This window comes from Dechloromonas sp. CZR5 (genome assembly GCF_008711155.1).
GTDB lineage: Bacteria > Pseudomonadota > Gammaproteobacteria > Burkholderiales > Rhodocyclaceae > Azonexus.
In genome coordinates this window covers 618,356-644,821 of record NZ_VUYQ01000001.1, presented here as the reverse complement: position 1 = coordinate 644,821, position 26,466 = coordinate 618,356, and the positions used below count along the sequence as shown (strand labels likewise).

The following is a 26,466-nucleotide window of genomic DNA, read 5'->3' as shown; positions in this document are numbered from 1 at the left end:
GAGCGTCGAAAGAAAGCCACCGCGAAGGTGGCTTTCTTCTATCCCAGAGCATTCCAGGCCGGCGCCGCTATGACTTTCGTGAGAGCAACACTGCTCCAGCATGGAGCACATTGTTCATTTATTGAACAACCGGCCGGGCAGCATGCGGGCAATCGTGCCGTCGCGGCACACGGCGTGCTTGAGCGCTCCGGCAATGTGCAGCGCGATCAAGGCTGCCCCGCTCCATACGAATACCACGTGCACCTGCTTGAAGGTCGCGTTCAGGCCCTCATCCGGCCAGCCCAGCTTCGGCATCTCAAGGCCGAAGAATTTCAGCGGATACGGGGTGAAGGACGACGCCAGGTAACCGGCAACCGGGGCAAACACCAGAAAAACGTAGAGCAGATGATGCACCGCCGCAGCCAGCCGGCCCTCGCCGCCAACCGACAGCGCCGGCGGTGCCGGATGCCGCGCGCGCCATAGCAGACGCACGATGACCAGGCCCATGGCCAGGAGGCCGAGCGACTTGTGCAGGCCGTAAGCGGCGCTGCGTTCCGCCCCCTTGGGCAAGTCGACCATGGTCCACCCCAGCCAGAGTAGCCAAACGACGACGACCGCCTGCCCCCAGTGGAGCAGGATCGCCGGCAGGGTATAGCGTTGTGCGCTCATTGGATACTCACTCCCCAGGGCAGTTCGCCGACATCGATGTCGGCGGTTTTCTTCATGTCCGCGGTATCGATCACCGAAACCGTACCGGAACGGCCGTTGGCGACATAGAGCTTGCTGCCGTCGGGCGTCAGCGCCATGTTCCAGGGGCGCTTGCCGACCTCGATGGTGGCAACGACGGCATTGCCGGCCACGTCGATCACCATCACCGAAGGATCGCGGCCGTTGGAGACGAACACCCGCCGGCCATCGGGATGGATGGCGATCCCGTTCGGATACTGTCCGGCCGCAATCTCCGCCACCACCCGGCGCTGCCGTACGTCAATGACATAGACCTTGCCGGCCAGTTCGCTGGCGACGTAGGCCCGGCTGCCATCGGGCAGGAAACCGATCCCGCGCGGGCGCTTGCCGACCGGGATGCTGGCGACCTGCTGGCGGCCGGCCACATCGATCACATCGACCTGCTCGGCCTCTTCCGCGCTGACGTACAGCCAGCGGCCGTCGGGACTGAACACCGCATGTTCCGGATTCTTCCCCTGGACCTTGATGCGGGCCGACGGGCGACCGTCGCTCGCATTGAGCAAGGCAACGCTGTTGTCGTCCTCGACGGCCACCGCCAGCATCCTGCCGTCGGGCGAGAGGCTCACGCCCTCGGGCGAATCGCCGATGCGCACGGTTTTCAGCAGCTTGCCTGCTGCCGCATCGACGATCAGCAGACTGCCCGTCTTGCCATCGGTCAGATAGAGCCGCCCGCCCCCGGCAGCGATGCCGCGCGGCCGCTCGCCGAGCGGAATATCGCGCAGCCGCTGGTCGGTGGCGGTATCGATGACGCTGACCGTGGCCGATTTTTCGTTGGGCACATAAGCCAGCGGGCCGGCCGTGGCCGAACCGCCGAAGGCGGCCAGCACGGCCGCGCAAAGAAGGGAAGCAAGTCGCATGGGAACGCTCAGACCGGTTGGTGGGAAATGCCGTGACGCTTGAAGATCTCGCCGATGCTGCCGTCCCGCTTGAGTTCGGCCAGGGCGGCGCCAATGGCCTCCGCCAGCGCCTGCTCCTCGACCTTGACGGCCATCCCCAGCAGCCAGCCATCCATCTTCAATTCGGGCAAATGCGGCGTATCGATGAGCATCCGGGTCTGCCCCTGCAAGGCGGACTCCAATTCGGCACGCTGGGCGAGCACGGCGGAAACGCGGCCGTCGGCCATGGCCTGCGCGGCTTCGGCCACGGTCTTGAAATGCACGACGTTGTCGCGCAGACGGCCGTTGAGCACCGACAACAAGAAGGAGTCGGCCAGCGAAGTAGTCTCGACACCGATTTTCTCGCGGGTGAACACCTCCAGCGCCACGGCGGCCGAGCCTGACGGCGCTTTCGGAATGCGCTCCGGATTGCGCGCCAGGGCCAGGGTTTCGCGATGGTAGGGGCCGAAGATCCGCACCTTGTCGTTGGCGCGCGCCAGATACTCGTCGACCGGCACATGCATCATCACGTCGGAAGGCTGGGCGCCGAGATAATGCCCCTTCCAGACCATGTTACGCAGGTCGTCGTTCATGTCCTCGTCGGCGTTGTAGCCGACCACCTCGGCGCTCACCCCCAGTTTGGCCGCAATCGCCCGGGCAATGTCGGCATCGATGCCCTTGCCCCCCGCCATCGAGTACGGCGGAAACTGGTTATAGACCGCCACCCGCAGGCGACCGCGCTGGCGGACCGACTCCAGCGCATCCGCCGCTGCCGGCAGGCAGGTGGCCAGCGGCAGGGCGGCGCATGCCTTCAGCCAAAGGCGGCGATCAGTCTTCATGGACGGTTTCCAGCCAGGTCCGGATGGCCCACATTGCTTCCTGCGACAGGATTCCTTCGAACGGCGGCATGTAAACGCGGCCGTCACGAACCGAACCCTTGCGGATGCGCGGCAGGAAGACCTCGTCGCCCTCATCGCCAAGCGGCAGGTAGCGCAGATCCGGCGCAATGCCCCCGGAAATGGCGCCCAGGCCGTGGCAGCGGGCGCAGTTCTGGTTGTAGGCGGAGTCGCCGATACGGATGGCCGTCTTGTCCTTGCGATACGGGTTGGCCGACTGGAAGTCGGCGCCAAGATTCTTCAGGCCGGTCGTATCGACCGCCTGCGGCACGACGTCGCCATGGGCAAATGCCCGGGGAACTGCAATGCCGATGGACAAGGCTGCGACAAGGGCGCAGAGGGTACGGGAAGCGTGTTTCACATTGTCTCCTTGATTTGAGGTCCGGTTACCGCCGTAATGACTCCCCTTCTGCAAACCCTGTGCCAGGCGCGATGTCGCGACGCGCCAACCCTGACATTTCGCCCTTGACGGGAAAATTCGGAGAAAATGAGCAATAGCATGAACGTCTGGCACGCCACTTGCTCAAAGAGGGTACGCACTGCTCGCCGCATTGCTAATAAAAAGTGCAGCTGTTACGTTTTGCAACAACACAATAAAAAAATCTGGAGCATCCGGAGGAGAGATGGGACAAATTCAACGACTGCCCGACGCGCACGACCAGCGTCTGCGGCAGGCAAGGCAATTATTCTTCGATCAGGGCAACCTGCCGGACGGGCTGGTCGACCCGGTCATCCTGCGTTCCTGGGAGCGCTGCCGCCGCTTCGGCCTGGGCGACGCGAACTACGCTCCGGCCATGGACGCGATGGATCGCGTGGCGCTCAAGACCGAACAGGAACGCAACCGCCTCCTGCTCACCCAGGGGCGCTCCATCATGGAACATGTCTTCGAGCAGATTCGCGACTCGGGCAGCATGGTCATCCTGGCCGACTCGAACGGCCTGCTGCTGGAAACGGTCGGCGACCCTGATTTCGTCAGCCGCGCCGACCGCGTCGCGATCCTCGCCGGCGCCTCGTGGGACGAGAATCTGCGCGGCACCAACGCCATCGGCACCGCGCTGTCCGAGGAAACCTCGATTGCCGTCCTGGGCAGCGAACACTTCCTCGAGAACAACGGCTTCCTGACCTGCTGCGCCAGCCCGATCTTCGGACCGGACGGCCGGCTGATCGGGGTGCTCGACATCTCCGGCGACTACCGCAGCCATCAGCGCCATACGCTGGGCCTCGTCCGGCTGTCGTCCGCCATCGTCGAAAAGCGCCTGTTCGAAACCGTTCACGCCCGCGACATACTGGTCTGCTTCCACGGCCGCGCCGACTACCTGGGCAGCCCCAGGGAGGGCATGGCCGCCGTCTCTCCGGACGGTCAGGTACTGGCCATCAACCGCAATGGCCTCGACCTGCTCGGCATCCGCCAGGTCGACGCCGTGCGCCGCGACTTCTCGATGGTCTTCGAAAGCAACCTGGCGGCCCTCGTCGATCGTCTGCGCTCCAATCCGCAGGCGACCTGCGAGATCAGCGTCAATGGCAAACCCTTCCATCTCCAGCTGCGCGGGCAATTGCCGCCGCAAAGCGTCGCCGGCCGCGTCTATGACGAGTTGCCGCCGGTGCGCCCCGCCCGCCGGCCGGAGAGCTGCAGCGCGCCCAAGCTGACGCTCGACACCCTGAACACCGGCGACATCCGTCTCCAGGCAGCCATCGACCGCGCCCGTCGCATGCTCGACCGCGACATCCCTATCCTGATCCAGGGCGAATCCGGTGCCGGCAAGGAAATGTTCGCCAAAGCCTTCCATAACAGCGGGCCGCGACGCGATGCACCGTTCGTCGCGCTCAACTGCGCCTCCATTCCCGAGTCGCTGATCGAGTCCGAATTGTTCGGTTACCAGGGCGGCGCATTCACCGGCGCCCGCAAGGAAGGCGCACCGGGCAAGATCCAGCAGGCCCATGGCGGCACGCTATTTCTCGACGAAATCGGCGACATGCCGCTCAACCTGCAGGCCCGCCTGCTGCGCGTCCTTCAGGAGCGCTGCGTGACGCCGCTGGGCAGCACCCGCTCGATCCAGGTCGACATTTCACTGGTCTGCGCCACCCACCGCAAACTCCGCGAAGAAGTCGCCCGCGGCACCTTCCGCGAGGATCTCTACTACCGCCTCAACGGCATGAGCGTCACCCTGCCCGCCTTGCGCGAGCGTACCGACATCCGCACCCTGGTCTCCAAGCTGGCCGCCGCCGAAACTGCCTCGCGCTGCGCACCGGTACGTTTTTCGGAAGGTGCGCTGCAGGCCATCGAGGGATATGCCTGGCCGGGCAACATCCGTCAGCTGTTCAACGTGATCCGGGTCGCCATCGCCCTGCTCGACGACGATGAAACGCTGATCGGCGAAACCCACCTCCCCGAGGAATTGTTCGAGGCCTCGCCATTCAGCCGGGGAACCCCTGCCCCGACCCACGACCCCTGGGCTGCCGCACCGCTCGACGGTTCGAACAGCCTCGATGCGATCAGCCGGCAGGCGGCGATGCGCGCGCTGGAAGCGGCGGGCGGCAATATCTCGTCGGCCGCCCGGCAACTGGGCATCAGCCGCAATACCCTGTATCGCAAGCTGGGGCGGATGTAGGCCGGGAGCCGCCCCGGCGGCGGGGCGGCTCCCTCAAATCAAAACAGGACCAGGGGATTGCGCGACAGCGCAACGCTAACGATATAGGCGTAGGTACCCAGCGCAAGGACAAAAAAGCGGATGCGTAGCGCACGGGTGCGGCCGCGCCTGAGCGCCATCATGCCGAGCAGGATGTAGCCGATGAGCCCGAACAGCTTGGCAGTCAGCCAGCCGCTGACGAACGGGTACTGGCCGCTCATCCAGGCCAGGGTCAAGGCGCTGCCCAGGAGCAGCGTATCGATCACATGAGGCAGTATCCGGGCCAGGCGATGCCTGGCCCACGGCGATTCGCGCATCATCCAGATGCCGCGCAGGCAGAACCCCAGGCCGCTGAGCACGACACAGGTCACGTGCAGGTGCTTGATCGCCAGGTAACTCATAAGGCCGCCAGTTTTTCCGCCATCTCGGCCTGCGCCCGACGATAACGCCGGACGGCGCTGGCCAGGTTCCAGAACAGCCAGGCATTGGCCAGCGCAAACGCCAGTCCGGCCGGTCGCGCCAGCCAGTCCGGCACGATCACCGCCGCCAGCAACAGCGCCAGCGCCGCGACGTAGGCGACCATCTGCCGCTGACAATCGGTATCCGTCAAAATCTTGTTCATGGCCGGTGCCGGTATTTTTGCCTGGCCGAAATTCTGCAGATGCAGCCAGGAGAGAAACGAGGAAATCTTGTAGAGCATGCCGGTGATGAAAGGCATGAAACCCCCGGCGACGATCAGGATGCCGAAACCGATCGTCCATCCGTCCAGTTCGCTGGCCGCCGGCCACAGCGAGGAGATCAACAGCATCAGCAAGGCGAGCACGCCTGCCACCAGGCCAAGCTGCCAGTAGCGGTAGGTGACATCGGCCCGCGCCCGGCGTCGTTTTCCCTGCAAGCGCAGCGTCAACACACAGAAGGCGATACCGACAACCGCCGCCAGCCCCTGGCTCAACTGCACCAATCCGCCCAGATTCCCCAGCACGCCGCCGCTCCACAGCAGCAACAGGATAAGCATGGCCACCGGGAACCACCAGCTCGGCCGCGCCGGGTAACCCGGAGTCAACTGGAACATCGGCACGACGACATAGGCCATGGCAACGAGCAACACCCCGGCCCAGCCGCCCAAACCCCAGCCGGCATGGAGGTCGGCCAGCGCAGTGAGCGGAACCGACCAGCCGTAGGTCAACGCGAAGGCCATCGCCATGCCGAGCCCGACCACGGCGGCAAGCCCGACCAACGCCAGCTTGAGACCCCGGATGGTCGGGCTGGTCGACGGCACACCCGCCAATGCCTGGATGCAAACCGCCAAGAAATACAGCAGGGTGGCACCCAGCAGCAGTGCGGCAACGCCCAGCATTCCGGAAGGGGCTGTCAGAAAACCGCCAGCCAGCAACAGCCCCCCGCCGCTGAGCCCGACATGGACGATGCGGGCCACGCGCAGCGGGTGCCGGAGGTTGGCTCCGGCGACCACCGGCAAAATCTGGATCAGGGCGCCCAGCATCACCTGCAGCATGAAACCCACCGTCACCAGATGGGTGGCCGCCAGGGCGCCGGGCATCCAGCGCGACGCCATGAGCTGCGGGCCGTTCCAGGCCAGCAGCAGGCCGGCCAGGACGGCGAACAGCGGCGCGGTCAGGAAGAAACGCAACGGCGCCGCGAAAGGCGGCGCGTTTTCAAAGGACAGCAAGGCTTGCATCGTTGCAGCGTGAAAGCAGCCGATGCCCGGTCAGCGTGAAATCAGGATTTCGAATGTGCCATCGGGCATCAGCTCGGTTTCGTAGTCATGACCGTTCTGGCGCAGAACCTTGTACAGAGGATGCGGCTCGCGAAAGAGCAGGAGCAGCATTTTCTCTCCATCCTTCAGGGTATCGAGCATTTCCATGGTTGCCACGAAAGGGCCGGGAGGCTCCATGTAGCGTGCATCCACGACATGCGGGGTCTTCGGGTGGCTCATTCGTCGCGCAGCTCCATTTCCAGCCGTTCGAGAACGGCGGGCAATTCTGCCGAGAGATGCTGGTCGCACATCGGATAGAGAATGTTCTCTTCCTTCATGTTGTGCTGCTGCATCATGATCAGCAAGGTTTCGGCAAGGCCGAGATAATCGTCCATATCGCCCGATTCGATGGCATTCCGGGCATCGTCGAGCAAGTCGCGCATTTGCTGGTGCTCCATGCGCATCACTTGGGTCGGCCCCATGGTCATGCCGGTCTTGGCCTCGAAAGTCGGGAAGAGGGTTTTCTCCTCGCATTCGAAATGCGCCAATACCGATGACTGGAAATGTTCGAAGGCGGCACGGGCAGCCGCAATATTCTTCTTGCCGATGGCCTGCTCGGCCTCGGCGAAAAAATCATCGCAACGGCGATGATCGTCGGTCATGAAACTGCGTATGGTGGTCATGTGTTTTTTTCTCTCTGTGGGTTCCGTCGGAGCCATTCTCACGGGATGCCCGGTGAATGCTCTTTGACCACCGTCAAATCCGGAAAGATTCAGCCGTTAACGATACCGACCTGCAATTCGTCGAACCAGTTGATGAAGCGCTGAACGTCTTCACCCTGGTAGATCGCTCCGTGCTGCGGGCAGAGCATGTCGATATCCAGCTGGGCCACGCGCTCGCACCAGCGGCGCTTGGCCTCGTTGGAGCCCATCCAGCGGCGATGGAAGCCCTCTGCATGGCGGATGTGCTTGTCGAAATGCTCGACGAACAGGCCATCCTCGCCGGGCGGCAGGAGAGCAGCGCCGACGTCCCCGGAGAACAGCATCCGGGCGGTCTTGTCGTAAATATGGAAATTTCCCGACGAGTGCAGGTAGTGCGCCGGCACCGCGCGCAGGGTCAGGCCGCTCAGGGAAATATCGGCACCTTCGTCGGGAATGCTGACGAAGGTATCGGCGTTCCCGCCAAAATGCGGGATGAAGCCGCGCCACAACCAGCTGACGTGGCAGCGCATGGCGGGATTGAATTCCAGCCAGAGCGCCAGCGAGGAGCAGGTATCCGGGTCCTGGTGCGAAGCGAAGACAGCGGCCAGCGCCGAGGGGTCGAATTCGGCCGACAGCGCTGAGAAAACGGCAGGGAACACCTCGGCGCCGCCCGGGTCGAGCAGCATCCCCTGCCCGCCATGGGTAATCAGGTATTCGTTGGTGTCGATCAGATGATTCGGCTTCTCCGGATCGCGCACGATCGCGATCCACTTGTGGTCGCCGTCCTGAAAGATTGTTCTTGTTGTTTTCACGCCCCCTCCCTGGGTTATTTCGTAGCAAAAAACGCCGAATGGCGTAGCGATTCCAGCGACACGCGGATTTCCTCGACGACGCCATCGAACTCGCTGGAAACCTGAGAGAGCGGCACGGCAAACGACTGGCCGTAGGCGGCCTCTATCTTTGCCGACTTGGCCAGCACGCCGCCCAGTTCGACCATCCTGAAGGCTTCCTCGAGCGCCCGCTTGAGCTGCCGGCGCTGCCCGGAAAGGCTCTGCGCATGCCGCTCGTTCTCGACCTCGCGCGCCGCCAGCACGGCGGCCACTTCGGGTTTGGACGACATCGCCACTGCCTGGCGCAGCAAGCGGGTATGCCGGATATCCTGCAGCATGCGCGACACATCGTCGACACAGGCATGCACCAGCCCGGTCAATGACGACATGCAATCCCGCAGATCCTGCGAGAAGACCCGCAATTCGTTCGACAGCACGCCGAAGCCGCGGGCCGCCGTTCCGGCCCGCTTGGCAAGGAAAATGGCGTTGAGCGCCATGATGTTGATCTTGAACGCGACATTGACGACCGACTTGATTTCTTCGTTGATGCGGACAATGCGCATCAAGTCGACGCCAGCCTGCGGGGCCTTGCGCGCAGCTGAGACCAGAGCCGTTGTCATGAATACCTCACATGGGTTTCGTCAGCCGGCAATGTACCAATTCGGACGAAATAGAACCAGCCCGCGCAAAGGAGTCAAGTGCTACTTTTCGAACACATAGGTTCCCGGCGCGTTGCCGAGGGACGGGAACTTCCGATTGGCCGCCGGGTAAGGCTCGACCAGTTCGCCGGTTCGCTCGCTCAGCCAGGCCACCCAATCCTCCCACCACGTCCCCGCGCGCTTATCGGCCCGCTCGAACCAGTGTTCCCAATGTTCGTTACGTGCCGGTTCGCCGATCCAGTACGCGCGCTTGGGCGGCTTGGCCGGGGGATTCACGATGCCTAAGATGTGTCCGGACGTCGACAGCACAAAGCGCACCGGCGCCTCGACGTTGATGTATTTGCGGATGCGATAGCACTGCTTCCACGGAGCGATGTGGTCATCCTCCGCGGTCACGGCATAGAGCGGCTGGACGATGCAGTCCAGGTCGATGGATTCGCCGGCAATCGTCAGCTTGTCGCGCTTGATCAGGTTGTTGTTCAGGTAGAACTCGCGCAGATAGTAGGCATGCATCGCCTGCGGCATGCGCGTCGTATCCATGTTCCAGAACAGCACGTCGAACGGCGGCAGCGGCTCGCCGAGCAGGTAGCTGGCTTCCCAGTAATGCCAGATCAGGGAATTGGAACGCAGCATGCGGAAGGACGAGGCCATCTCGTTGCCGTCGAGGTAGCCCTTCCTGGCCATCGACTCCTCCAGTGCGCCGATACAGGCTTCGTCGATGAAGACGTCGATGTCGCCCGGATGGGCGAAATCGGTCAGCGTCGTGAACAGCGTCCAGTGCGCGACCGGCATCTCGTCCCGGCCGAAACGCTTGTTGGCCCAGGCCATGTAGGTGCTGACCAGCGTACCGCCGATGCAGTAGCCGACCAGATGTACCTTGGGCTGCTTGCAGAATTCACCGGCCACCCGCACCACCTCGTTGACGCCTTCGAGCAGGTAGTCGTCGAAGCGGACATCCGCCATGTCGGCACCGGGATTCTTCCAGCTCGTGATGAACACCGAGAAGCCCTGGTCGGTCAGGTGCTTGACCATGCTCTTCCGGGCCGTCAGGTCGAGGATGTAGAACTTGTTGATCCACGGCGTGATGATCACGATGGGCATCGCCCGCACCTTGGCGGCCGTCGGTTCATAGTGGATCAGTTCGACCAGCCGGTTGCGGAAAACGACCTTGCCGGGCGTGCTTGCCAGATCCTCGCCGACCGTGAAGGCATCCGGCTCGACCATCAGGATGTTCTTGGCCTTGAGGTCGCGCTGAAAATGCTCCCAGCCCTTGCGCAGGCTTTCGCCGTTGGTTTCGACGAAACGACGCATGGCCACCGGGTTGAGCCAGAAGAAATTGGTCGGCGCCACCATGTTCAGCCAATTGCGCAGCCAGAAGGCGGAACGCCGGCGCTCCTTGTCGGACAGACCCGGCGTCTCGAAGAACATGTCCTCGAGGCGGCGCGTGAAGGCGACATACCATTCCTTGACGATGTCCCAACTGGCCGATTCGGTCCACACCGGATCGGCGAAGCGCGCGTCGTCGGCGTGGGGCTTGATCACGTCCTCAGACGGGATACCCAGCGCCCGGCGCATGACATGCGACTGCAAGGCCAGCAGATCGCCCGACAGGGCATTGGCAGCCCGCGCCAGCTCCTGCGGATGCATCAGCCAAGCCATCTGGGCCGCCAGCATCGAGGTGGTCACACCATAGGGATCGATCGCCTTGCTGACCGCGTTGCCCAACGTTTCCATCGGGCTTTCGCTGCGGATATCGACTGCGTTGTGCTTGCCATTCGAATTACCGGACATGATGAAACCTCTTAATGACCTGATAGTCAGTTATCTTACAACGTGTACGATGCGCCGGATTGCGGAAGGTCAACTGCCGACCACATCAGACGCTCACCAATGGCTTTGGCAAAGTTCGCCGAGGCCCCCGCCTCGCCGTGCACAACGAAGGTTCGCCCCGGTGGCTTGCGGAATCCGGCAAGCCATTCGAGCAGCGCCGCCTGATCGGCATGCGCCGACAGGCCTCCGACCGTGTAGATGCGCGCCCGGACCGGAACCTGCGTGCCGAAGATGGTCACCAGCCGGGCACCGTCTACGAGGCGACGGCCCAGCGTTCCGGCGGCCTGGAAGCCGGCGATCAGCACCGCGCATTCGCTGCGCGGCAGGTTTTCGCGCAGGTGGTACTTGATACGCCCTGCTTCGCACATGCCGCTGGCCGACACGATCACCGCCCCGCTGCGGATGTCGTTGAGCGACTTCGAACGCTCGACGTCGGCAACGAACTCGATACTCACCTTGTCCGGATGCGCCTGCTGCCAGGCCAGCAATTCGCGCGTTTCCTGGTCGAGTAGGTTCGGATGCGCCAGGGTGATGCGCGTCGCCGCATTGGCCATCGGCGAATCGACGTAGATCTTCAGCGGCGAGAGGCGCTTGCGACGCACCAGGTCGGTCAGCATGTAGATGATCTCCTGCGTTCGCCCGACCGCAAACGCGGGAATGATCAGGTTGCCCTTGGCTGCCCGCGTCCGTTCGATGGCGGCGACGATCTCGTCTTCCGTTTCGGTCAGCGAACGGTGCAGGCGGTCGCCATAGGTCGATTCGACCAGCAACACGTCCGCCTCGGCCGGCGGCGGTTCCGGATCGCGCAGCACCGGCCGGCCGGACATGCCGAGATCGCCGGAGAAGACCAGGCGCCGCGGCTTCCCTTCGCCGCTGACGGTCACCTCCAGCGAGGCCGAACCGAGGATGTGGCCCGCATCGCGAAAAACGACGCTGACCTGGTCGTCCACCCTGACTGCCCGCCCATAGTCGACCGGCTGCAATTGCTTCAGACAGGCCAGCGCCTGGGCGACGGAATACAAGGGGGCGGGAATGCCCCGTTCGCCCTTGCCGCGCCGGTGCCGGTGGCGCAATTGCCACTCCGCCTCCTTCTCCTGGATGTGCGCGCTATCGGGCAGCAGCACTTCCAGCAGATCGACGGTGGCCCGGGTGGCAAAGATCGGCCCGCGATAGCCGAGCATGGTCAGGCGGGGCAAAAGGCCGGAATGGTCGATGTGGGCGTGGGTCAGCAGCACGAAATCGATCCCGCGCACATCGAAACCGAGATCGAGGGCACGCTGATTCTTCCGGCGCGCTTCCGGCCCGCCCTGGAACATGCCGCAATCGACCAGAAAGCGCACATCGCCGGTTTCGACCAGCGTGCAGGAGCCGGTCACTTCGCCGGCAGCACCGAGAAATACAAGACGCATGTTTGAAATCCTCCCGACTTGGCGTAGCATGATCCTCAACAAGGCGAAATGCAACGCTGGTGGTCATTCTGGCGTTTTCCCCGAAGCCCGGCCGATTGCCGGATCGGATTGCCGGATTGGCCGCACACAGACCAACTCAGGAGGTACAGTATGTTCAAGCATATCTTCGTCCCGACCGATGGATCGGAATTGTCGCGGGCCACGGCCAAGCGCGCCGTATCGTTCGCCAAGGAAGCCGGCGCGCGGATCACGGTCTTTTTCGCCAAGCCGGAATACCCGATCGCCTACTTTGGCGAAGGCGCCCTGATCGACCCGACGACGCCGGAGAAATTCGCCCAGCTCGCCGACCAGCAGGCCGACGAATACCTTGGCGAAGTCGCTGCGCTGTGCGCCGAACAAGGCGTCGAATGCAGCAAGACTTCGGCAACCAGCGACGTGCCCTACGAAGCGATCATCGAGGCCGCGGAAAAATCGGGCTGCGACCTGATTTTCATGGCTTCCCACGGGCGCAAGGGCATCAGCGGCTTCCTGCTCGGCAGCGAAACCAACAAGGTGCTGACCCACTCCAAGGTGCCGGTCCTCGTCTATCGCTAGACAAGCACGGCGCATCCGCTTGGGCCGATGCGCCGGCCTTGCTCAATTGACCGAGCAGCGCCCCTGACCGGGCAGAATCCGGCACAGGACCTTGCCGCTGTCGGTATCAACGAAATCGACTTCGTCGAGATGGCCGACCAGATAGCGCTTCTTCAGCGTGAAATCGACGGGACGGCTGTAGATGGCCTTCCAGAAGGTCGTGCTTTCGCTGATCACCGGCTCGACCAGCGTCGCCCTGGCGCGCAGGCCAACATGCCCGACCAGGCCTGACGGCACCTCGGCCAGGAACCCCGCATCGTCATCGACCTTGCGCGGATAAAAATCGTAGAGATTGTCGAAGGCCAGGAAATAGTCGTAACGCCAGCGCACCGCCATCTGTTGCGTCGTGCCGATCTTGTCCTCGCCGGCATACTCCCCGCGCTCGACCAGCACCGACTGCAATGGCAGGAACTTGAAGCGGTAGTAGTCCTCGACCTGCGGGTCGGCCAGCGGCTGCCAGCTCCACCCCTCGGCGATCTGGTTGAAGCTCATGCGATAGCGGATGCTCGCCCGCTCCCCGCTGACTTCGACCTCCAGTTCGGGGCCGCTCAGATCGACATCGACCTCGATGCGTTTCCCCGCCTGGGCGTGCATGCGCTCGCCTGACAACTCGGCCAGACTGACAAACTGCCGCTCAGCCGTATCGGCTGCCCAGGCAGTCCCAAAAAAGGCGGCGACCGCAGTCGCCGTAAACATATATCTGAGGAAAAACATGTCGACTTGGACCATACCCATATGGTTGAACAAGCCGGACCAATGTTCGGCCGATTGCCCACGGTCGCCCATGATGCACATCAACAATTTCCGACATCGTTCAAATCTGCGTCTGGGTTACCGCCTTGCGGAAGCGGAACAACGCGATGCTGAAGAACACGGCACCGACGCCCGTCATCAGGAGCATGTCCAGCCAGATATCGGCCAGATCGGCGCCGCGATAGAGAATCCCCTGCGCGATGCGCACGAAATAAGTGGTCGGCGTGGCCGCCATGATGTTCTGGATGGCAGCCGGCATGCTCTCCTGCGGCGTCACGCCCCCGGACAGCAGTTGCAGCGGGACGATGGTCATGATGATGAGCAGGCCGAGCTGCGGCATCGAACGGGCGATGGTGCCGAGAAAGATGCCGATCGACGCCGCCGCGAACAGGTAGAGCGTCGCTGCGCCGAGAAACAGCGCGAGGGATCCGGCTATCGGCACCGCCAGCACATGCCGGACCATCACGCCGAGCGCGAACGCCACGCCGATGAGGACGGCCAGCCCGTTGGCCCAGATCTTGGCCATCATGATCTCGAACGGCCTGAGCGGCATCACCAGCAGATGCTCGATGGTGCCGTGTTCGCGCTCGCGAATGAAGGCGGCGCCGACCAGGATGATGGTCAGCATGGTGACGTTGTTGATCGCCTCCATGACCCCGCCGAACCACACCCCGGTCAGGTTGGGATTGAAACGCGCCCGCGTCGCGATGCGGATCGGCGACGGCGCGGCATCGCGACGCCCGGTCAGGTATTCGCCCACCTCGCCGCTGACGATGCGGGTGATGTAGCCGGCGCCGATGAAGGCCTGGCTGACGAGCGTGGCGTCGATGACGAGCTGCATCTCCGGTTGGCGGCCGGCCGCCAGATCGCGCTGGAAATTGGCCGGGATGACCAGCACGAAGGCGTAGCGGTTGCTGTTCATCGCCGCATCCACCTGATCGAGGCGAATCAGCTCCGGCGCCCGGAAGTACGGCGGGTAAAGCGCCCCGGCAAGGCGGGCCGACAGCGGCGAGGCATCCTCGTCGACAATCGCCACCGGCGCGTTGTTCAGCTGCTGCGACACCCCGGTCGCCGCTTCGTAGATGGCCCCCGAAAAGGCCCAGACGATCAGGCCGAGCAGCACCTTGTCGGCGGCCAGGCTGCGCAGTTCCTTGAGGCCGAGGCGGAAGATGTTGCTCAGCGAAAAGCCGCCCATCTCAACGCTCCTGCTTCTTGAGCAAGGCCACGCTGACCAGTGTCAGCACCGGGATGAAGGCCGCCAGCGCCAGCAGCGACGGCCACAAGTCGGCAAAGCCCAGGCCCTTGGTGAAGGCGCCGCGACAGATCAGGATGAAATAGGTCGCCGGATAGAACTGGCCGATCCAGTAGCCGCCCCCCTGCAGCGATTCGACGGGCGTGGTCAGCCCGGAGAACTGCAGGGTCGGGAGCATGGTGACGATGGCCGTGCCGAACAGGGCGGCGATCTGCGTCCGGGTAAAGGTCGACATCAACAGCCCCAGGCCGGTGGTGGCGGTCACGTAGAGCAAGGCCCCGAGCGTCATGGCGGCGAGACTGCCCTTGACCGGCACGCCGAACACCAGCGTCGCCTCCAGCATCATCAGCAGGTAGCTGCCCATGCACACGGCCACATAGGGCAACTGCTTGCCGACCAGGAATTCGAAGCGCGTCACCGGGGTGACATACAGATTGGTAATCGACCCCAGCTCTTTTTCGCGAACGACGCCCAGCGCCATCAGGATGGCCGGTATCAGCAGCATGAGTAGCGGAATCACCGCCGGCACCATGGCATAGACGCTCTTGAAATCCTGGTTGTAGCGATACCGCGATTCGATGTCGAAGGCCGCCGAAGCCCTGTCGCCGAGCTGTTCGCGCAGCAGGCGCGCCACGTAGTCGCGGTGCATGCCCTCGATGTAGCCGCGCATCGTCTCGCCCCGGTAAGGCATGGCCCCATCGACCACCACCCCGATCTCCGGGCTGCGGCCGCGCCGCAGGTCGCGCCCGTAGTCGGCCGGGATGTCGATGGCCAGCGATACCTCGCCGTTCTTCATGCGCCGGTCGAGATCGGCTTCGTCGAGCAACGGCGGACGCTGCACGAAGTAGCGCGACCCGGCGACATGGGCGATGTAGTCGCGGCTTTCCGGGCTCTGATCGCGGTCGAGCACGGCAAAACGCAGCCCCTCGACATCGAACGACAGCCCGTGGCCGAGCACGAACATCATGATCACCGAACCGAGCAGCGCGAAGCCGAGCCGGATCACGTCGCGCCGCAGCTCCAGCGCCTCCCGGTAGGCATAGCCCAGCAAGCGGCGCAAGCTGAAGCCCCCCGGTCGCGCTGCGCCGTTGCCCCGCCCCGCCGGGCGCCCGCCTCCCGCTTCGACAGGCGGTGCGCCGACAGGCTCCGGCGCATCCCGGCTCGCCCCCGTCGCCGCTTCCAGATAGCCGATGAACGCCGCTTCCAGCGTCGCCTCGCCGCGCGCCGCGCACAAGCCGGCCGGCGTGTCGCTGGCCAGCACCTTGCCGGCATGCATCAGCGAGAGACGGTCGCAGCGCTCCGCCTCGTTCATGAAATGGGTCGATATGAAGATGGTAACGCCCTGCTCGCGCGACAACTCGACCAGCAACGCCCAGAACTGGTCGCGCGCCACCGGATCGACGCCGGAAGTCGGCTCGTCGAGGATCAGCAGCTTCGGTTCATGCACCACGGCAACCGCCAGCGACAGGCGCTGGCGGATGCCCAGCGGCAACTCCGCCGCTGCCTGATCGGCGTAGGGTTCCAGCCCGAAACGCCGCATCATCTCGGCGACGCGCGGGCCGCGCCGGTCGTCCGGCAGGTGGAACAGCCGGGCGTGCAGGTCGAGATTGGCCGCCACGCTCAACTCGCCGTACAGCGAGAAGGACTGCGACATGTAGCCGACCTGCTTTCGGGTTTCCAGATCGCCGGCATCGACCGCCTTGCCGAACAGCCGGGCAATGCCTTCGGTCGGCGGCAGCAGGCCGGTCAGCATCTTCATGGTCGTCGTCTTGCCGCAGCCGTTGGAGCCGAGGAAACCGAAAATCTCGCCACGCTCGATGCGGAAACTCACGTGGTCAACAGCAGTGAAATCCCCGAAGCGCTGCACCAGCCCCTCCGCCTCGATGGCCGGCAGCGCACCGTCGGGCACGCGCGGCGGAATGCTCAGCGTGCGGTGAGCCTGCCGACGCGCTTCCGGCAACAACCGGATGAAAGCGCCGTCGAGCGTCGCCTGCCCGGTCTGCGCCCGCAGTTCGGCCGGCGTGCCGCAACCGATCACCCGCCCGGCATCCATCGCCACCAGCCAGTCGAAGCGCTCGGCTTCTTCCATGTAGGCCGTCGCCACCAGCACGCTCATGCCCGGACGGCGGGCGCGAATACTGTCGATCAGCGCCCAGAACTGACGACGCGACAAGGGATCGACACCGGTCGTCGGTTCGTCGAGGATCAACAGGTCGGGATCGTGGATCAGCGCACAACACAGGCCGAGCTTCTGCTTCATGCCGCCGGACAGCTTGGCTGCCGGGCGCTCGCGAAAAGGCGCCAGCCCCGTGCTGCTCAGCAACTCGGCGATGCGCGCCGTGCGTTCCTTTTTACCCTGCCCGAACAGCCGGCCGAAGAAATCGACGTTCTCGAAAACCGACAGCGTCGGATACAGGTTCTTGCCCAGCCCCTGCGGCATGTAGGCAATGCGCGGCTGCACCGAAGCGCGAAAATGCCGCTCGCCGATGTCGCCGCCCAGCACCTCGACCCTGCCCTGCTGAATCTGCCGTGCTCCCGACACCAACGCCAGCAGCGACGACTTGCCCACCCCGTCCGGCCCGATCAGGCCGACCATGCAGCCGGCCGGCAGGGCGATATCGACGGCCTCCAGCGCCACGGCCTCGCCGTAGCGCTGGCTGACTCCGGACAATCGGACGACCGGTGCACGGTCCATGGCGGATTACTGCCCCTTGAGCTGCAACGTAGACGGCCACGGCGCACCGGCATCGAGCCGAACGACGCCGATACCCGGCATGCCGCCCTTGGCCAGGTCGCGATGCGCCGCCAGCCAGGCCGGATCGGCCTTGAGCTTGATGCGGAACATCAGTTTTTCGCGCTCGGTGCGCGTCTCCACCTCGCGCGGCGTGAATTGCGCCTTGGGCGCCACGAAACTGACGGTCGCCGGAATCGGCTCACCCGGCAACGCATCCAGCACGATCCGCGCCTCGCTACCCAGCACCACCAGTCCTGCTTTGTCGGTCGGCAGATAGAGGGTCATGAACATGTCCGACAGGTCGACCAGCGTCAGCGCCTTGCCGCCGGCCGCCAGCACCTCGCCCGGCTCGGCAAGGCGATACAGCACGCGGCCGGAGATCGGCGCCTTCAGCGACGTATCGTTCAACGTGGCCTGCAGGCTATCGACCCGCGCCTGCGCCGTCGCCACCGCCGCATCGGCGCCGGCCAGGCGACTCTGCGCCTGCGCCATGCCGGCCATCGCCCCTTCCATGCCGGTCTGGTCGGTATCGAGCTTGTTGCGCGAAATGAAGCCGCGGCCCACCAATTCCTCGGAACGCTGCAGCGTCTTGCCGGCCAGCGCGGCATCGGCCTTCGACTTGCGCGCCCCGGCCCGCGTTTCATCCACCGCCCGCCGGGCCTGCACTACCTGCGCCTCGGCCGCCCGCAACTGGGCACGCAGATCGTCGGCATCCAGCCGGGCGACCACCGCCCCGACCTCGACCCAATCGCCCTCGCGCGGCCCCAGTTCGGCCAACCGGCCGGCCATCTTGGTCGCCACATCGACCTCGACCGCCTCCAGCCGACCGTTGCCCGACGCAAAACCGGCCGGCAAGCCGCCCGGACGATGCTGAACAACGTAGACGGCACCCGCGGCAAGCAGCGCCACCACAACCACACCCAACACAACCCGTCCGGAACGCGCGAGGCTCATAAACCACCCAATCGGTTACTGACCACATGGTCATTAGTCAATCCGATTATAGGCCTGCCCTGTGGCTGCGTATTGCCGCAGGTCAACTGCGCCAAGGCTTGTAACGAGCATGTCGCGGGCAGCCCTCCCCGCAAGGGTGCGGCCGGAAAAAGAGGACGCTAGAGCCAGTGGCCGGCGCGGCAGGCTTCGAGAAAGCGTTCCAGCAGCGGCATGCAGTCGAGGACATCCTCGTCGCCGGGGCGGCGAAATTCCGGGTGCCATTGCAGCCCCAGCAGGAAGCCTCGCCCGGTGCCGCGAATCGCCTCGATCATGCCGTCGCCGACGGCGCGGGCCTCGACGGTGAGATCGCGTCCCAGGGTGCGAATCCCTTGATGGTGGATGGAGATGATTTTTCGCTGCGGCGCTTGCCCCAGCTGCTTTTCGAGCCAGCCGCCCTCTTCCAGGACGACCTCGTGCGTATGGTGGTCGTAGCTATCGGCCACATGCTCGATGGATTCGGGGACTTGCGTCCGGATGTCCTGGTACAGCGAACCGCCCATGGCGACATTGATGAGCTGGGCGCCGCGACAAATTCCGAGCACCGGTTTGCGACTTTCGAGGAACTCAAAAAGCAATTCCATCTCATACATGTCACGGGTCCGATCTCCGGCCCATTCCGGGTGAAGTGCGGTCTCGCCATAGGCCATCGGATTGACATCGGCGCCGCCCTGCAAGACCAGTCCGTCCAGATGCTGCGCGTAATCGCTCAGACGAACCGAACTTCGATCGAGCATCCCATCTTGAGTAATGGAGGGGACCATGAAGACCAGAACATCCCGCGCCATGATCCATTGCGCCACCGATTGCTCAAGGTACTGGAGCGTCTTGCTGTCCAGCCCGGTAGCGCCGGGGCGCGGATGGAACAGGCGGGCCGACAGGCCGATCTTCAGCGTTCGTTTCATGCCTTGCCTCCAGTCCGGGCGGATCGTCTCCGTTCGGGAAAAGATGTTCTCCGCCGGTAGACGAGCATGATTCCGGATGCGTTCAATATGTCGTCGATCAACGAACCCTTGGCGTTCTTCCTGCCCGCCTGGCCCCTCGTGCTGAGCTCGCCGCTCTGGATCGCCCTCGCCGTGGCCCTGGCCGCGCTGGCCGGCGAGTGGGTGCGCCGCTACCTGGGGCTGCCGCGGATCACGGCCTACCCGATGGTCGGCATGCTGGTTGCCACGGTCGCCGGCGACCGCCTGGTCGCCGAACACGACGAATGGCTGCGCTGGGGGCTCAACGTGGCGCTGGCGATCCTGCTTTTCGAGCTGGGGAGCCGCGTCGACCTGCGCTGGCTGCGCCACAACCGCTGGCTGCTGGCAACCAGCTTCGGCGAATCGCTGGCCGCTTTCGCCGCCATCTTCGCGATCAGCCGCTACCTTGGCATTGCCTCCGAGCCTGCCGCGCTGCTGGCGGCGATCGGCATGTCCACCTCGCCGGCGGTGATCATGCGCGTGGTCACCGAGAGCAATGCGCAAGGCCAGGTGAGTACCCGCCTGCTCGTGCTGACGGCGCTCAATACCATCTACTCGGTGGTCACCATCCATCTGGCCATGGGCATGCTGCACCAGCACTACAGCGGCGACTGGGTGCTGGCCATTTCGCATCCGCTGTACCTGCTCGGGGCCGGCCTGATCGTCGGCAAGCTGCTGGCCATGACCATCAGCCGGCTGCGCCACTGGCTGACGCTGCGCGACGAATACGCTTCGATCATCCTGCTCAGTATCGTCCTGATGACCATCGGCCTGATCGAGGCGCTGCGCCTGCCAGTCACGCTCTGCATGTTGTTCGCCGGTATCGTGCTGCGTAACGGTGAGCGCCGGGCCTGGGTGTTCCCCGAGCATTTCGGCTCGGTCAGCGGGGTTCTCGTCGTCCTGCTCTTCCTCGTCGTCGGTATCCAGATCAAGATGGAGCACCTGCTGACCGGCGGCGCCCTGGCGCTGTTGCTGATCGGGGCGCGCAGCCTGGCCAAGCTGGGCGGCGTATTGCTGTTCGCCCGCCCGGCCGGCATCAGCTGGCGCCAGGGACTGCTGCTCGGCCTCGCCCTGTCGCCGGCCGCTGGACCGGTCATGGTGGCGGCCTCCGACCTCGGACACATCTACCCCGAACTGCAAGCCACTTTGATCCCGGTCGCGATGAGCGCCGCCGCGATCATGGAGCTGGCCGGACCGATCATCGTGGCGCTGTGCCTCAAATGGAGCGGAGAACGTCGTGAATAACGAGATCGACAACAACCTGCCCGATTTTTCGAAATCGGAAGCGCTGACCCTCGGTATCGAGCTGGAATTGCAGATTGTCGGCGGCCAGGATTACGACCTGATCGGCGCCGCACCGGACCTGCTGCGTGAAATGGCTGGCCGCGAGCACCCGGGCGACGTCAAGCCGGAAATCACCGACTCGATGATCGAGCTGTCGACCGGCATCTGTCGGGACTACCAGGACGCCTTGGGCCAATTGCGCAGCATCCGCAACCAATTGGTCCATCAGGCCGACCGCCTGGGCATACTGCTCTCGGGAGGCGGCACCCACCCCTTCCAGCACTGGGGAAAACAAGCCATTTTCGACGCGCCGCGCTTCCACCAGCTGTCGCAGCTCTACGGTTACCTCGCCAAGCAGTTCACCATCTTCGGCCAGCATGTGCACATCGGCTGCACCTGCCCGGACCGGGCGCTCTGGCTGCTGCACGCCTTCAACCGCTACATTCCCCACCTCATCGCGCTATCGGCCGCCTCGCCCTTCGTGCAGGGAATCGATACCGGATTCCAGTCCGCCCGCCTCAATTCCGTCTTTGCCTTTCCGCTCAGCGGCCGGGCACCGTTTGTATTGAGCTGGGATGAGTTCAATGCCTACTACCGCAAGATGATTGCCACCGGGGTGGTCAAGAGCATGAAGGATTTCTACTGGGATATCCGCCCCAAGCCCGAATTCGGCACCATCGAACTCCGGGTGATGGACACGCCCCGGACCGTCGAACGCGCCGCCCAGATCGCCGCCTACGCCCAGGCAGTGGCGCGCTACCTGCTCGAAGAAAAACCGACGGAACCGCGCGAAGACGATTACCTGGTCTACACCTTCAACCGCTTTCAGGCCTGCCGCTTCGGATACGACGGCACGCTGGTCGTTCCCGGCACTGCCGAACAACGCAACATCGGCGACGACATCATCCGCACCATGGCCGCCATTGAAATGCACGCCTACGATCTGGGGGCAACCGAAGCCCTCAACCTGCTCCGTACCGAGGTTCTACAGGCACGAAACGGCGCCGGCGAGATACGCCAGACCTATGCGAGCGAAGGCTCGCTGGAGGAACTGGTGCGTCAATCCTGCGAGCTGTGGGCCGGGCGGGCCTGGGTGGAGCCTGGCTGGCGTTGGGTGTAGCTGGCTTTCAGATATGGGGCAGGAAATCGGCCGTAGCTGCCATCGCTCTTTCCAATGAAAATGGCCGGTCTGCAATCATGACCGGCCATTCTTCTTTCAAAGAAAGAGGGCAAATGCGAACTTTACTGGGGTGCCTCTGGCCCTGTTCCCGAGGGCACCTCAAGTTCGGCGAACTTGGCTGCCATCGTCGGATTGCCACGCGTCAGCCGCTTTACTGTCAGGTCTTCGGCTTTATCGTTGGCGAGGCGTAGGTTGTTGGCGGATTTGTGCAGCGCTTCCTTCGTTTTTTCGAGGTCCTTGATCGCCTCATCGATTCGCTTGACTGCCTCTTCGAAACCATCCGATGCCAGGCGCCAGTTTCGTCCGAATGCGGTTTTGAAGTCGTCAAGTTGGGATTCAAAATTGGTGATATCGATGTTCTGCGCCTTCACCAATGCCAGCTCCGACTTGTACTTCAACGAATTCATGGCCGCATTGCGAAGCAGCGTGATGATCGGGATGAAGAACTGCGGCCGGACCACATACATCTTCGGATAGCGGTGAAACACGTCGACGATCCCGGCGTTGTAAAGCTCGTTCTCCGGCTCAAGCAGCGAAACGAGCACAGCGTATTCGCAGCCCTTTTCGGTGCGATCCTTGTCGAGCTCCTTGAAGAAATCTTCATTTTTCTTCTTGGTCGCCGTTTCGTCACCCTCGTTCTTCATCTCGAACATGATCGAGACGATCTCCGTGCCCGCTTCATCCAAATCGCGGAAGATGTAGTCGCCTTTGCTTCCCGTCCGGGCGTCGTTATCCTTCTCGAAATAGGCTTTCGGAAACGCTGTAGCCCGGAGGCGGTTGAACTCGATCTCGCAATGCTGTTCAAGGGTCTCGCCAATCATCTTGGTCGATAACCTCGCCTTCATGTCCCGCAGGCGTTCGATGGCCTCGTCGCGATCCTTGAGCTGCGTTTCGTACTTGTCCTTGAGCGCCGTCTCGGCAAGCTGCTTTTCGAGTGCAGCGCGATCAAGTCCATTCTTGAGTTCGTCGCGCTCCTTCTCAACCACGCCAACAGCCTCGGTGATCGCCAGCTTTTTCGCAACTTCGCCGGCCCCTAGCCTGGCCTTAAGCTCCTGAATCTCGGCGTCTTTAGCTGCGGCAGCCTTCTGTAGCTCGTTCATGAGCTTGGCTTCCGCCAGCTGCGACGCGGTTTCCTTCTCGTGCCGCAGCTTCTCCAGAGAACCGGCTAGCGCTACCCGGTCTTTTTCTGCGGCACTGAGCGCTTCATTGACGGCCAGTTTCCGTTCCACTTCGCTGGCATCGAGCCTGGCTTTCAGTTCCTGGATCTCGGCATCCTTGGCAGAGGCCGCCTTTTGCAACTCGCCGGTAGCCTTGGCTTGGGCCAGCTCAATGGCATTGCGCTTATCCTGCTCGGCTAGCTCAAGACGTTCATGCAACTGCTTTTCGAAGTCGCCATCGCGAACCTGTTTCAGGATATCCGCATAACCTGCTTCGTCGATCTTGAACGCCTTGCCGCAGTGCGGGCAGATGATTTCATGCATGTCTATTTTCCTTCGACCTTGGCGAGGATGTTTTGGCGCATTTCCGGAACTGTTCCAGTGGCCTTGCGTGTTGCTGCGCGGTGCCAGTTGATTCGTTGCGAAACAGATAAACGCATCCCTCCTGCTTAACGCCGAGGGATTGCAGCGGGCATAAACCGGTCGCCCGCTGCCGAACGGCTCATTAAGCAGTCAGACTGGCATACCAGGCATCGGAGAGTTCCCGAACGGTCACCGAGCTAAACTCGGAACGACCTTCGAGCCATTGCTTCACCGCACTACGGTCTTCTTCCGTCGCTGAACCGCCACCGGCCTTGCAGACGTAACCACAATCAACGCTACCGCCATAAATAAGGCCACGCGGCTCGATCACGCCTTCAACGAACGCAATCAACAGTTCTTCCTCGGCATTGCCTTCCAGAGGCGCCTTGAGTTCAGTTTCGACATCGAAGCCCAGTTCCTGGAACTCGTCGAGGTGAAGCTTTTTGCGAAGACGGCGGGAGCGAGAGGGCTTAGACATTGGCGTTACTCGTAAAATTTAAGGAGGCAGGAAGGTATCACACCATGACCACAATCAGCCTTGGCGCCCCCCCTGAACTTCCAGGTGCCGCGGACAGGAAACCAGATGGTCATTGACCATCCCTGAGGCCTGCATGAAGGCATAGCAAATCGTCGAGCCGACAAACTTGAATCCCGCCCTGCCCAAGGCCTTGCTCATTGCATCCGAACGGGGCGTCCTGGCCGGCACTTCCGAGAGCGCGCCCCAGGTATTTTGGATGGGCGCACCATCCACGAATTTCCAGAGAAAGTCGCTGAATGACTGCCCTGCTTCCTGTAGCGCCAAGTAAGCCTGGGCGTTCCGGATGGTCGCAGCAATTTTTGCCCGGTTGCGGATGATTCCAGGGTCAGCCAGCAGCGCTGCGACTTTCTCATCGCCATAGTAGGCAATCAGGTCAGGAACGAAGCCATCGAACACCTTTCGATAGTGTTCACGCTTCTTCAGCACAGTCGACCAGGACAGGCCGGCTTGTGCCCCTTCAAGGATGAGCAGCTCGAACAGGGCTCGATTGTCGTAGAGCGGGACGCCCCACTCGGTATCGTGATACGCGCGATAGAGGTCGAAACCTTCGCACCACGGGCAGCGTTCCATATTGATCACGCTCTTGCCAAGTCCGGTTCTCAGCCAGCCTTGCCAGCTGGCTTGTGCTCAATAAGTTGGTGAAAGGCATCGTGTACGTTGCCAAGAGCAAGCTCTACCGCCGCTGGGTCACCCTGGCATTTGGTTTTCAGCGTCACGACGGAACTCACCAGACGAGACGCATCTGTCGAACGAATGCCCTTTGCCAACCCTTCCATCTCACCCGCCTTTGCACACGCGGACTGGAGGCGCTCGTTGCCCTGCGGGGCGTGCCAAATGGGCGCCAGAGCAGCATGAAAGGCATCCACGTCCTTGGAAAAGCGATGCGAGTGATGATGGTCATCGGCAATTGCCATCTCGGTCGCGACAGTTGCCAGGAAGCCCACCAATACGAGGGAAAGTGTCTTAGTCATAGTTCAATTCGCGTTGCGCCCGGTGACCCGGGCATTCGGAAGGTGCATTCTAGGCCAACTCAATCGACTCGGCAGAGCTTGCCAACGGCGTAGTCGCCTCGAAAGCCTCGCCAGTAGCAAAGAAGTTTCCGCCAGCAATGTAATGGATGGTCTTCAAGTCTTCGCTTTCGAATACCCAGCGTCCATCCTTGAAGGCGCGCGGGTCAGCCCACGCAGCCACGACCTCTCCAAGAAACAGGTCGTAGCGTTTCTCGTTGTTCGGTTCGGGTATCACCTTGCATTCGAGCCAGGCCACACAGCCATCAATGAGTGGCGCCTGCACCTGACTTGCGGGGATGGCCCCGACACCGAGTGCGGCAAACTTGTCGACCTCGCGCCCGCTCTGGCTGCCCACCGCAAGCACTTGGTCGGCGATAGCCCGGGAGGGAATACACAGTACAAACTCGCCACTGGCTTCAACAAGCGCCCGAGTGTATGCGCGACCATCAATCACTACAGCGACCTTCGGTGGCGAGAAATCCAGCGGCATGGCCCACGACGCAGCCATGACATTTCGACGGTCACCATGCGCGCTGGAAACCAATGTCACAGGCCCATGGTTCAGCAGGAGATAGCTTTTGGCCAGTTCGACGGATTCCATGCATTGGGCCGTTAGCCCACGAGCGGCTGTTTGCATTGATTCACCCCCCCAATGAGGCAAGCGCCTGTTTGATGCCATCCGCGAGAACCGAGGGCTCCTCCGCACCTTGAATACCCGACTTGCGTGCAAAAACAAAGGTCGGCACGGAATTCACACCCCAAGACCGGGATTCATGCTCCATCTGCTGAATGAGGGCAACGTCCTCGTCAGAGTCGAGATATCCGAGCACCTCAACCGGGTCATAGCCGCAGGCCGTGGCCACCTTGGCAAGGACCAGCCGGTCGCTCACGTTTTCACCGTACTCAAACTGCGCTTTGAACAGCCCCTCCACCAATCGGGAGGCATCCCCTTGCTGCTGAGCCCAGTGAATGAGACGGTGCGCCATCAGTGTGTTGGCGCGAACCTCGATTTTCTCGAACCGGTAGTCGATACCCAATGTGGCACCGACGTCGCGAATGCGCTGCCAAATCTCTTCTACTCGTGCCCGACCACCGAATTTCCGGACGAGGAAAGGCAAATACGGCTCCCCTTCGATCGGTGTGTCCGGATTCAGAAAGAACGGTCTCCAACGGAGTTCGTACTGAAAGTCAGGCCGCTCATCCCGCACGAGGTCTATGGCTCGCTCAAGCCTGCGCAGGCCCACGAAGCACCAGGGACAAACGATATCTGAAACGACTTCAATAACCAGTGGTGTCTTGCTACTCATTCTTTATCCTTTATCCACAGCATTCTACGTCTCACC

The 26,466-nt window shown here is 63.0% G+C and carries 27 protein-coding genes; 4 read left to right on the top strand and 23 right to left on the bottom strand.

What is annotated here, in order from left to right; genetic code table 11:
• Positions 1-114: 114 nt before the first annotated feature.
• From F1002_RS03150 to pedF, 4 genes are read right to left on the bottom strand one after another with little or no spacing between them, the layout of a single operon-like run.
• On the bottom strand, positions 115-648 hold the full coding sequence (locus F1002_RS03150) for a cytochrome b (protein ID WP_150427563.1): 534 nt from the start codon (positions 646-648) through the stop codon (positions 115-117).
• A complete protein-coding gene (locus F1002_RS03145; RefSeq protein WP_150427562.1) occupies positions 645-1,583 on the bottom strand; it encodes a beta-propeller fold lactonase family protein in 939 nt (312 codons plus the stop codon). Before F1002_RS03145 ends, F1002_RS03150 begins: the two co-directional genes overlap by 4 nt.
• Before the next feature lie 8 nt (positions 1,584-1,591).
• The gene (locus tag F1002_RS03140) at positions 1,592-2,440 is read right to left on the bottom strand and encodes an ABC transporter substrate-binding protein (protein WP_150427561.1); all 849 of its coding nucleotides are present in this window, start codon (positions 2,438-2,440) and stop codon (positions 1,592-1,594) included.
• Positions 2,430-2,858 carry a cytochrome c-550 PedF gene (pedF, locus tag F1002_RS03135; protein ID WP_150427560.1) on the bottom strand — a complete coding sequence of 143 codons (429 nt, stop codon included), beginning with the start codon at positions 2,856-2,858 and terminating at the stop codon, positions 2,430-2,432. Before pedF ends, F1002_RS03140 begins: the two co-directional genes overlap by 11 nt.
• 262 nt (positions 2,859-3,120) lie before the next feature.
• On the opposite strand from pedF, the gene F1002_RS03130 reads away from it, so the two are divergent.
• Positions 3,121-5,106 carry a sigma-54-dependent Fis family transcriptional regulator gene (locus tag F1002_RS03130; protein ID WP_150427559.1) on the top strand — a complete coding sequence of 662 codons (1,986 nt, stop codon included), beginning with the start codon at positions 3,121-3,123 and terminating at the stop codon, positions 5,104-5,106.
• Positions 5,107-5,144: 38 nt separating this feature from the next.
• Here F1002_RS03130 and F1002_RS03125 read toward each other — a convergent pair whose 3' ends face one another.
• The 8 genes from F1002_RS03125 to F1002_RS03090 all read right to left on the bottom strand — a co-directional run bounded on the left by F1002_RS03125 (position 5,145) and on the right by F1002_RS03090 (position 12,267).
• Entirely contained in the window at positions 5,145-5,525 is a 381-nt protein-coding gene (locus F1002_RS03125) for a SirB2 family protein (RefSeq protein WP_150427558.1), read from the bottom strand.
• On the bottom strand, positions 5,522-6,820 hold the full coding sequence (locus tag F1002_RS03120; protein WP_150427557.1) for a hypothetical protein: 1,299 nt from the start codon (positions 6,818-6,820) through the stop codon (positions 5,522-5,524). The genes F1002_RS03125 and F1002_RS03120 overlap by 4 nt, the downstream gene beginning before the upstream one ends.
• A 30-nt stretch (positions 6,821-6,850) precedes the next feature.
• Entirely contained in the window at positions 6,851-7,078 is a 228-nt protein-coding gene (locus F1002_RS03115; protein WP_150427556.1) for a DUF2249 domain-containing protein, read from the bottom strand.
• On the bottom strand, positions 7,075-7,521 hold the full coding sequence (locus F1002_RS03110) for a hemerythrin domain-containing protein (RefSeq protein WP_150427555.1): 447 nt from the start codon (positions 7,519-7,521) through the stop codon (positions 7,075-7,077). The genes F1002_RS03115 and F1002_RS03110 overlap by 4 nt, the downstream gene beginning before the upstream one ends.
• 89 nt (positions 7,522-7,610) lie before the next feature.
• Positions 7,611-8,351, bottom strand: coding sequence for an MBL fold metallo-hydrolase (locus F1002_RS03105; RefSeq protein ID WP_150427554.1), 741 nt, complete (start codon positions 8,349-8,351; stop codon positions 7,611-7,613).
• A 14-nt stretch (positions 8,352-8,365) separates the two neighbouring features.
• On the bottom strand, positions 8,366-8,989 hold the full coding sequence (locus tag F1002_RS03100; protein ID WP_150427553.1) for a methyl-accepting chemotaxis protein: 624 nt from the start codon (positions 8,987-8,989) through the stop codon (positions 8,366-8,368).
• Between the two features lie 81 nt (positions 8,990-9,070).
• Positions 9,071-10,819, bottom strand: a complete 1,749-nt coding sequence (locus F1002_RS03095; protein ID WP_150427552.1) for an alpha/beta hydrolase — start codon at positions 10,817-10,819, stop codon at positions 9,071-9,073.
• Between the two features lie 35 nt (positions 10,820-10,854).
• The gene (locus F1002_RS03090) at positions 10,855-12,267 is read right to left on the bottom strand and encodes an MBL fold metallo-hydrolase RNA specificity domain-containing protein (RefSeq protein ID WP_150427551.1); all 1,413 of its coding nucleotides are present in this window, start codon (positions 12,265-12,267) and stop codon (positions 10,855-10,857) included.
• A gap of 150 nt (positions 12,268-12,417) precedes the next feature.
• On the opposite strand from F1002_RS03090, the gene F1002_RS03085 reads away from it, so the two are divergent.
• On the top strand, positions 12,418-12,861 hold the full coding sequence (locus F1002_RS03085) for a universal stress protein (protein ID WP_150427550.1): 444 nt from the start codon (positions 12,418-12,420) through the stop codon (positions 12,859-12,861).
• Between the two features lie 42 nt (positions 12,862-12,903).
• Here the strand turns inward: F1002_RS03085 and F1002_RS03080 are convergent, their stop codons facing one another.
• From F1002_RS03080 to F1002_RS03060, 5 genes are all read right to left on the bottom strand, one after another.
• Positions 12,904-13,596, bottom strand: coding sequence for a hypothetical protein (locus tag F1002_RS03080; RefSeq protein WP_150427549.1), 693 nt, complete (start codon positions 13,594-13,596; stop codon positions 12,904-12,906).
• A 118-nt stretch (positions 13,597-13,714) separates the two neighbouring features.
• Positions 13,715-14,848 (bottom strand): ABC transporter permease, encoded by a 1,134-nt coding sequence (locus tag F1002_RS03075; protein WP_150427548.1) that lies wholly within the window; start codon positions 14,846-14,848, stop codon positions 13,715-13,717.
• 1 nt (position 14,849) lies between these two features.
• Positions 14,850-17,600 (bottom strand): ribosome-associated ATPase/putative transporter RbbA, encoded by a 2,751-nt coding sequence (gene rbbA, locus F1002_RS03070; protein WP_150427547.1) that lies wholly within the window; start codon positions 17,598-17,600, stop codon positions 14,850-14,852.
• A 6-nt stretch (positions 17,601-17,606) separates the two neighbouring features.
• A complete protein-coding gene (locus tag F1002_RS03065) occupies positions 17,607-18,593 on the bottom strand; it encodes an HlyD family secretion protein (RefSeq protein ID WP_150427546.1) in 987 nt (328 codons plus the stop codon).
• 158 nt (positions 18,594-18,751) lie between these two features.
• Positions 18,752-19,534, bottom strand: a complete 783-nt coding sequence (locus F1002_RS03060) for a gamma-glutamyl-gamma-aminobutyrate hydrolase family protein (protein WP_150427545.1) — start codon at positions 19,532-19,534, stop codon at positions 18,752-18,754.
• Between the two features lie 66 nt (positions 19,535-19,600).
• Between F1002_RS03060 and F1002_RS03055 the strand changes: the two genes are divergently transcribed.
• Positions 19,601-20,836 carry a cation:proton antiporter gene (locus F1002_RS03055; protein ID WP_150427544.1) on the top strand — a complete coding sequence of 412 codons (1,236 nt, stop codon included), beginning with the start codon at positions 19,601-19,603 and terminating at the stop codon, positions 20,834-20,836.
• Positions 20,829-21,995: a YbdK family carboxylate-amine ligase gene (locus tag F1002_RS03050; RefSeq protein WP_223879432.1), complete on the top strand. Its 1,167-nt coding sequence runs from the start codon at positions 20,829-20,831 to the stop codon at positions 21,993-21,995. Before F1002_RS03055 ends, F1002_RS03050 begins: the two co-directional genes overlap by 8 nt.
• A 122-nt stretch (positions 21,996-22,117) precedes the next feature.
• Here F1002_RS03050 and F1002_RS03045 read toward each other — a convergent pair whose 3' ends face one another.
• The 6 genes from F1002_RS03045 to F1002_RS03020 form a co-directional block, all read right to left on the bottom strand.
• A complete protein-coding gene (locus F1002_RS03045) occupies positions 22,118-23,536 on the bottom strand; it encodes a DUF2130 domain-containing protein (RefSeq protein ID WP_150427543.1) in 1,419 nt (472 codons plus the stop codon).
• Positions 23,537-23,717: 181 nt separating this feature from the next.
• Positions 23,718-24,053, bottom strand: a complete 336-nt coding sequence (locus F1002_RS03040; RefSeq protein ID WP_150427542.1) for a YggL family protein — start codon at positions 24,051-24,053, stop codon at positions 23,718-23,720.
• Positions 24,054-24,107: 54 nt separating this feature from the next.
• On the bottom strand, positions 24,108-24,683 hold the full coding sequence (locus F1002_RS03035) for a DNA-3-methyladenine glycosylase I (protein ID WP_150427935.1): 576 nt from the start codon (positions 24,681-24,683) through the stop codon (positions 24,108-24,110).
• Positions 24,684-24,712: 29 nt separating this feature from the next.
• The gene (locus F1002_RS03030) at positions 24,713-25,084 is read right to left on the bottom strand and encodes a hypothetical protein (protein ID WP_150427541.1); all 372 of its coding nucleotides are present in this window, start codon (positions 25,082-25,084) and stop codon (positions 24,713-24,715) included.
• 49 nt (positions 25,085-25,133) lie between these two features.
• The gene (locus F1002_RS03025; protein WP_150427540.1) at positions 25,134-25,724 is read right to left on the bottom strand and encodes a flavin reductase family protein; all 591 of its coding nucleotides are present in this window, start codon (positions 25,722-25,724) and stop codon (positions 25,134-25,136) included.
• Positions 25,725-25,764: 40 nt separating this feature from the next.
• Complete coding sequence (locus F1002_RS03020) at positions 25,765-26,430, bottom strand: DsbA family oxidoreductase (RefSeq protein WP_150427539.1); 666 nt, start codon at positions 26,428-26,430, stop codon at positions 25,765-25,767.
• Between the last annotated feature and the right edge of the window lie 36 nt (positions 26,431-26,466).

Excerpts from the sequence above, each read along its gene's own strand:
- F1002_RS03150 (WP_150427563.1), bottom strand. The coding sequence starts at position 648 with ATGAGCGCACAACGCTATACCCTGCCGGCGATCCTGCTCCACTGGGGG.
- F1002_RS03145 (WP_150427562.1), bottom strand. The coding sequence starts at position 1,583 with ATGCGACTTGCTTCCCTTCTTTGCGCGGCCGTGCTGGCCGCCTTCGGC.
- F1002_RS03140 (WP_150427561.1), bottom strand. The coding sequence starts at position 2,440 with ATGAAGACTGATCGCCGCCTTTGGCTGAAGGCATGCGCCGCCCTGCCG.
- F1002_RS03130 (WP_150427559.1), top strand. The coding sequence starts at position 3,121 with ATGGGACAAATTCAACGACTGCCCGACGCGCACGACCAGCGTCTGCGG.
- F1002_RS03125 (WP_150427558.1), bottom strand. The coding sequence starts at position 5,525 with ATGAGTTACCTGGCGATCAAGCACCTGCACGTGACCTGTGTCGTGCTC.
- F1002_RS03120 (WP_150427557.1), bottom strand. The coding sequence starts at position 6,820 with ATGCAAGCCTTGCTGTCCTTTGAAAACGCGCCGCCTTTCGCGGCGCCG.
- F1002_RS03115 (WP_150427556.1), bottom strand. The coding sequence starts at position 7,078 with ATGAGCCACCCGAAGACCCCGCATGTCGTGGATGCACGCTACATGGAG.
- F1002_RS03110 (WP_150427555.1), bottom strand. The coding sequence starts at position 7,521 with ATGACCACCATACGCAGTTTCATGACCGACGATCATCGCCGTTGCGAT.
- F1002_RS03100 (WP_150427553.1), bottom strand. The coding sequence starts at position 8,989 with ATGACAACGGCTCTGGTCTCAGCTGCGCGCAAGGCCCCGCAGGCTGGC.
- F1002_RS03095 (WP_150427552.1), bottom strand. The coding sequence starts at position 10,819 with ATGTCCGGTAATTCGAATGGCAAGCACAACGCAGTCGATATCCGCAGC.
- F1002_RS03090 (WP_150427551.1), bottom strand. The coding sequence starts at position 12,267 with ATGCGTCTTGTATTTCTCGGTGCTGCCGGCGAAGTGACCGGCTCCTGC.
- F1002_RS03085 (WP_150427550.1), top strand. The coding sequence starts at position 12,418 with ATGTTCAAGCATATCTTCGTCCCGACCGATGGATCGGAATTGTCGCGG.
- F1002_RS03080 (WP_150427549.1), bottom strand. The coding sequence starts at position 13,596 with ATGTTTACGGCGACTGCGGTCGCCGCCTTTTTTGGGACTGCCTGGGCA.
- F1002_RS03075 (WP_150427548.1), bottom strand. The coding sequence starts at position 14,848 with ATGGGCGGCTTTTCGCTGAGCAACATCTTCCGCCTCGGCCTCAAGGAA.
- rbbA (WP_150427547.1), bottom strand. The coding sequence starts at position 17,600 with ATGGACCGTGCACCGGTCGTCCGATTGTCCGGAGTCAGCCAGCGCTAC.
- F1002_RS03065 (WP_150427546.1), bottom strand. The coding sequence starts at position 18,593 with ATGAGCCTCGCGCGTTCCGGACGGGTTGTGTTGGGTGTGGTTGTGGTG.
- F1002_RS03060 (WP_150427545.1), bottom strand. The coding sequence starts at position 19,534 with ATGAAACGAACGCTGAAGATCGGCCTGTCGGCCCGCCTGTTCCATCCG.
- F1002_RS03055 (WP_150427544.1), top strand. The coding sequence starts at position 19,601 with ATGATTCCGGATGCGTTCAATATGTCGTCGATCAACGAACCCTTGGCG.
- F1002_RS03045 (WP_150427543.1), bottom strand. The coding sequence starts at position 23,536 with ATGCATGAAATCATCTGCCCGCACTGCGGCAAGGCGTTCAAGATCGAC.
- F1002_RS03040 (WP_150427542.1), bottom strand. The coding sequence starts at position 24,053 with ATGTCTAAGCCCTCTCGCTCCCGCCGTCTTCGCAAAAAGCTTCACCTC.
- F1002_RS03035 (WP_150427935.1), bottom strand. The coding sequence starts at position 24,683 with ATGGAACGCTGCCCGTGGTGCGAAGGTTTCGACCTCTATCGCGCGTAT.
- F1002_RS03030 (WP_150427541.1), bottom strand. The coding sequence starts at position 25,084 with ATGACTAAGACACTTTCCCTCGTATTGGTGGGCTTCCTGGCAACTGTC.
- F1002_RS03025 (WP_150427540.1), bottom strand. The coding sequence starts at position 25,724 with ATGGAATCCGTCGAACTGGCCAAAAGCTATCTCCTGCTGAACCATGGG.
- F1002_RS03020 (WP_150427539.1), bottom strand. The coding sequence starts at position 26,430 with ATGAGTAGCAAGACACCACTGGTTATTGAAGTCGTTTCAGATATCGTT.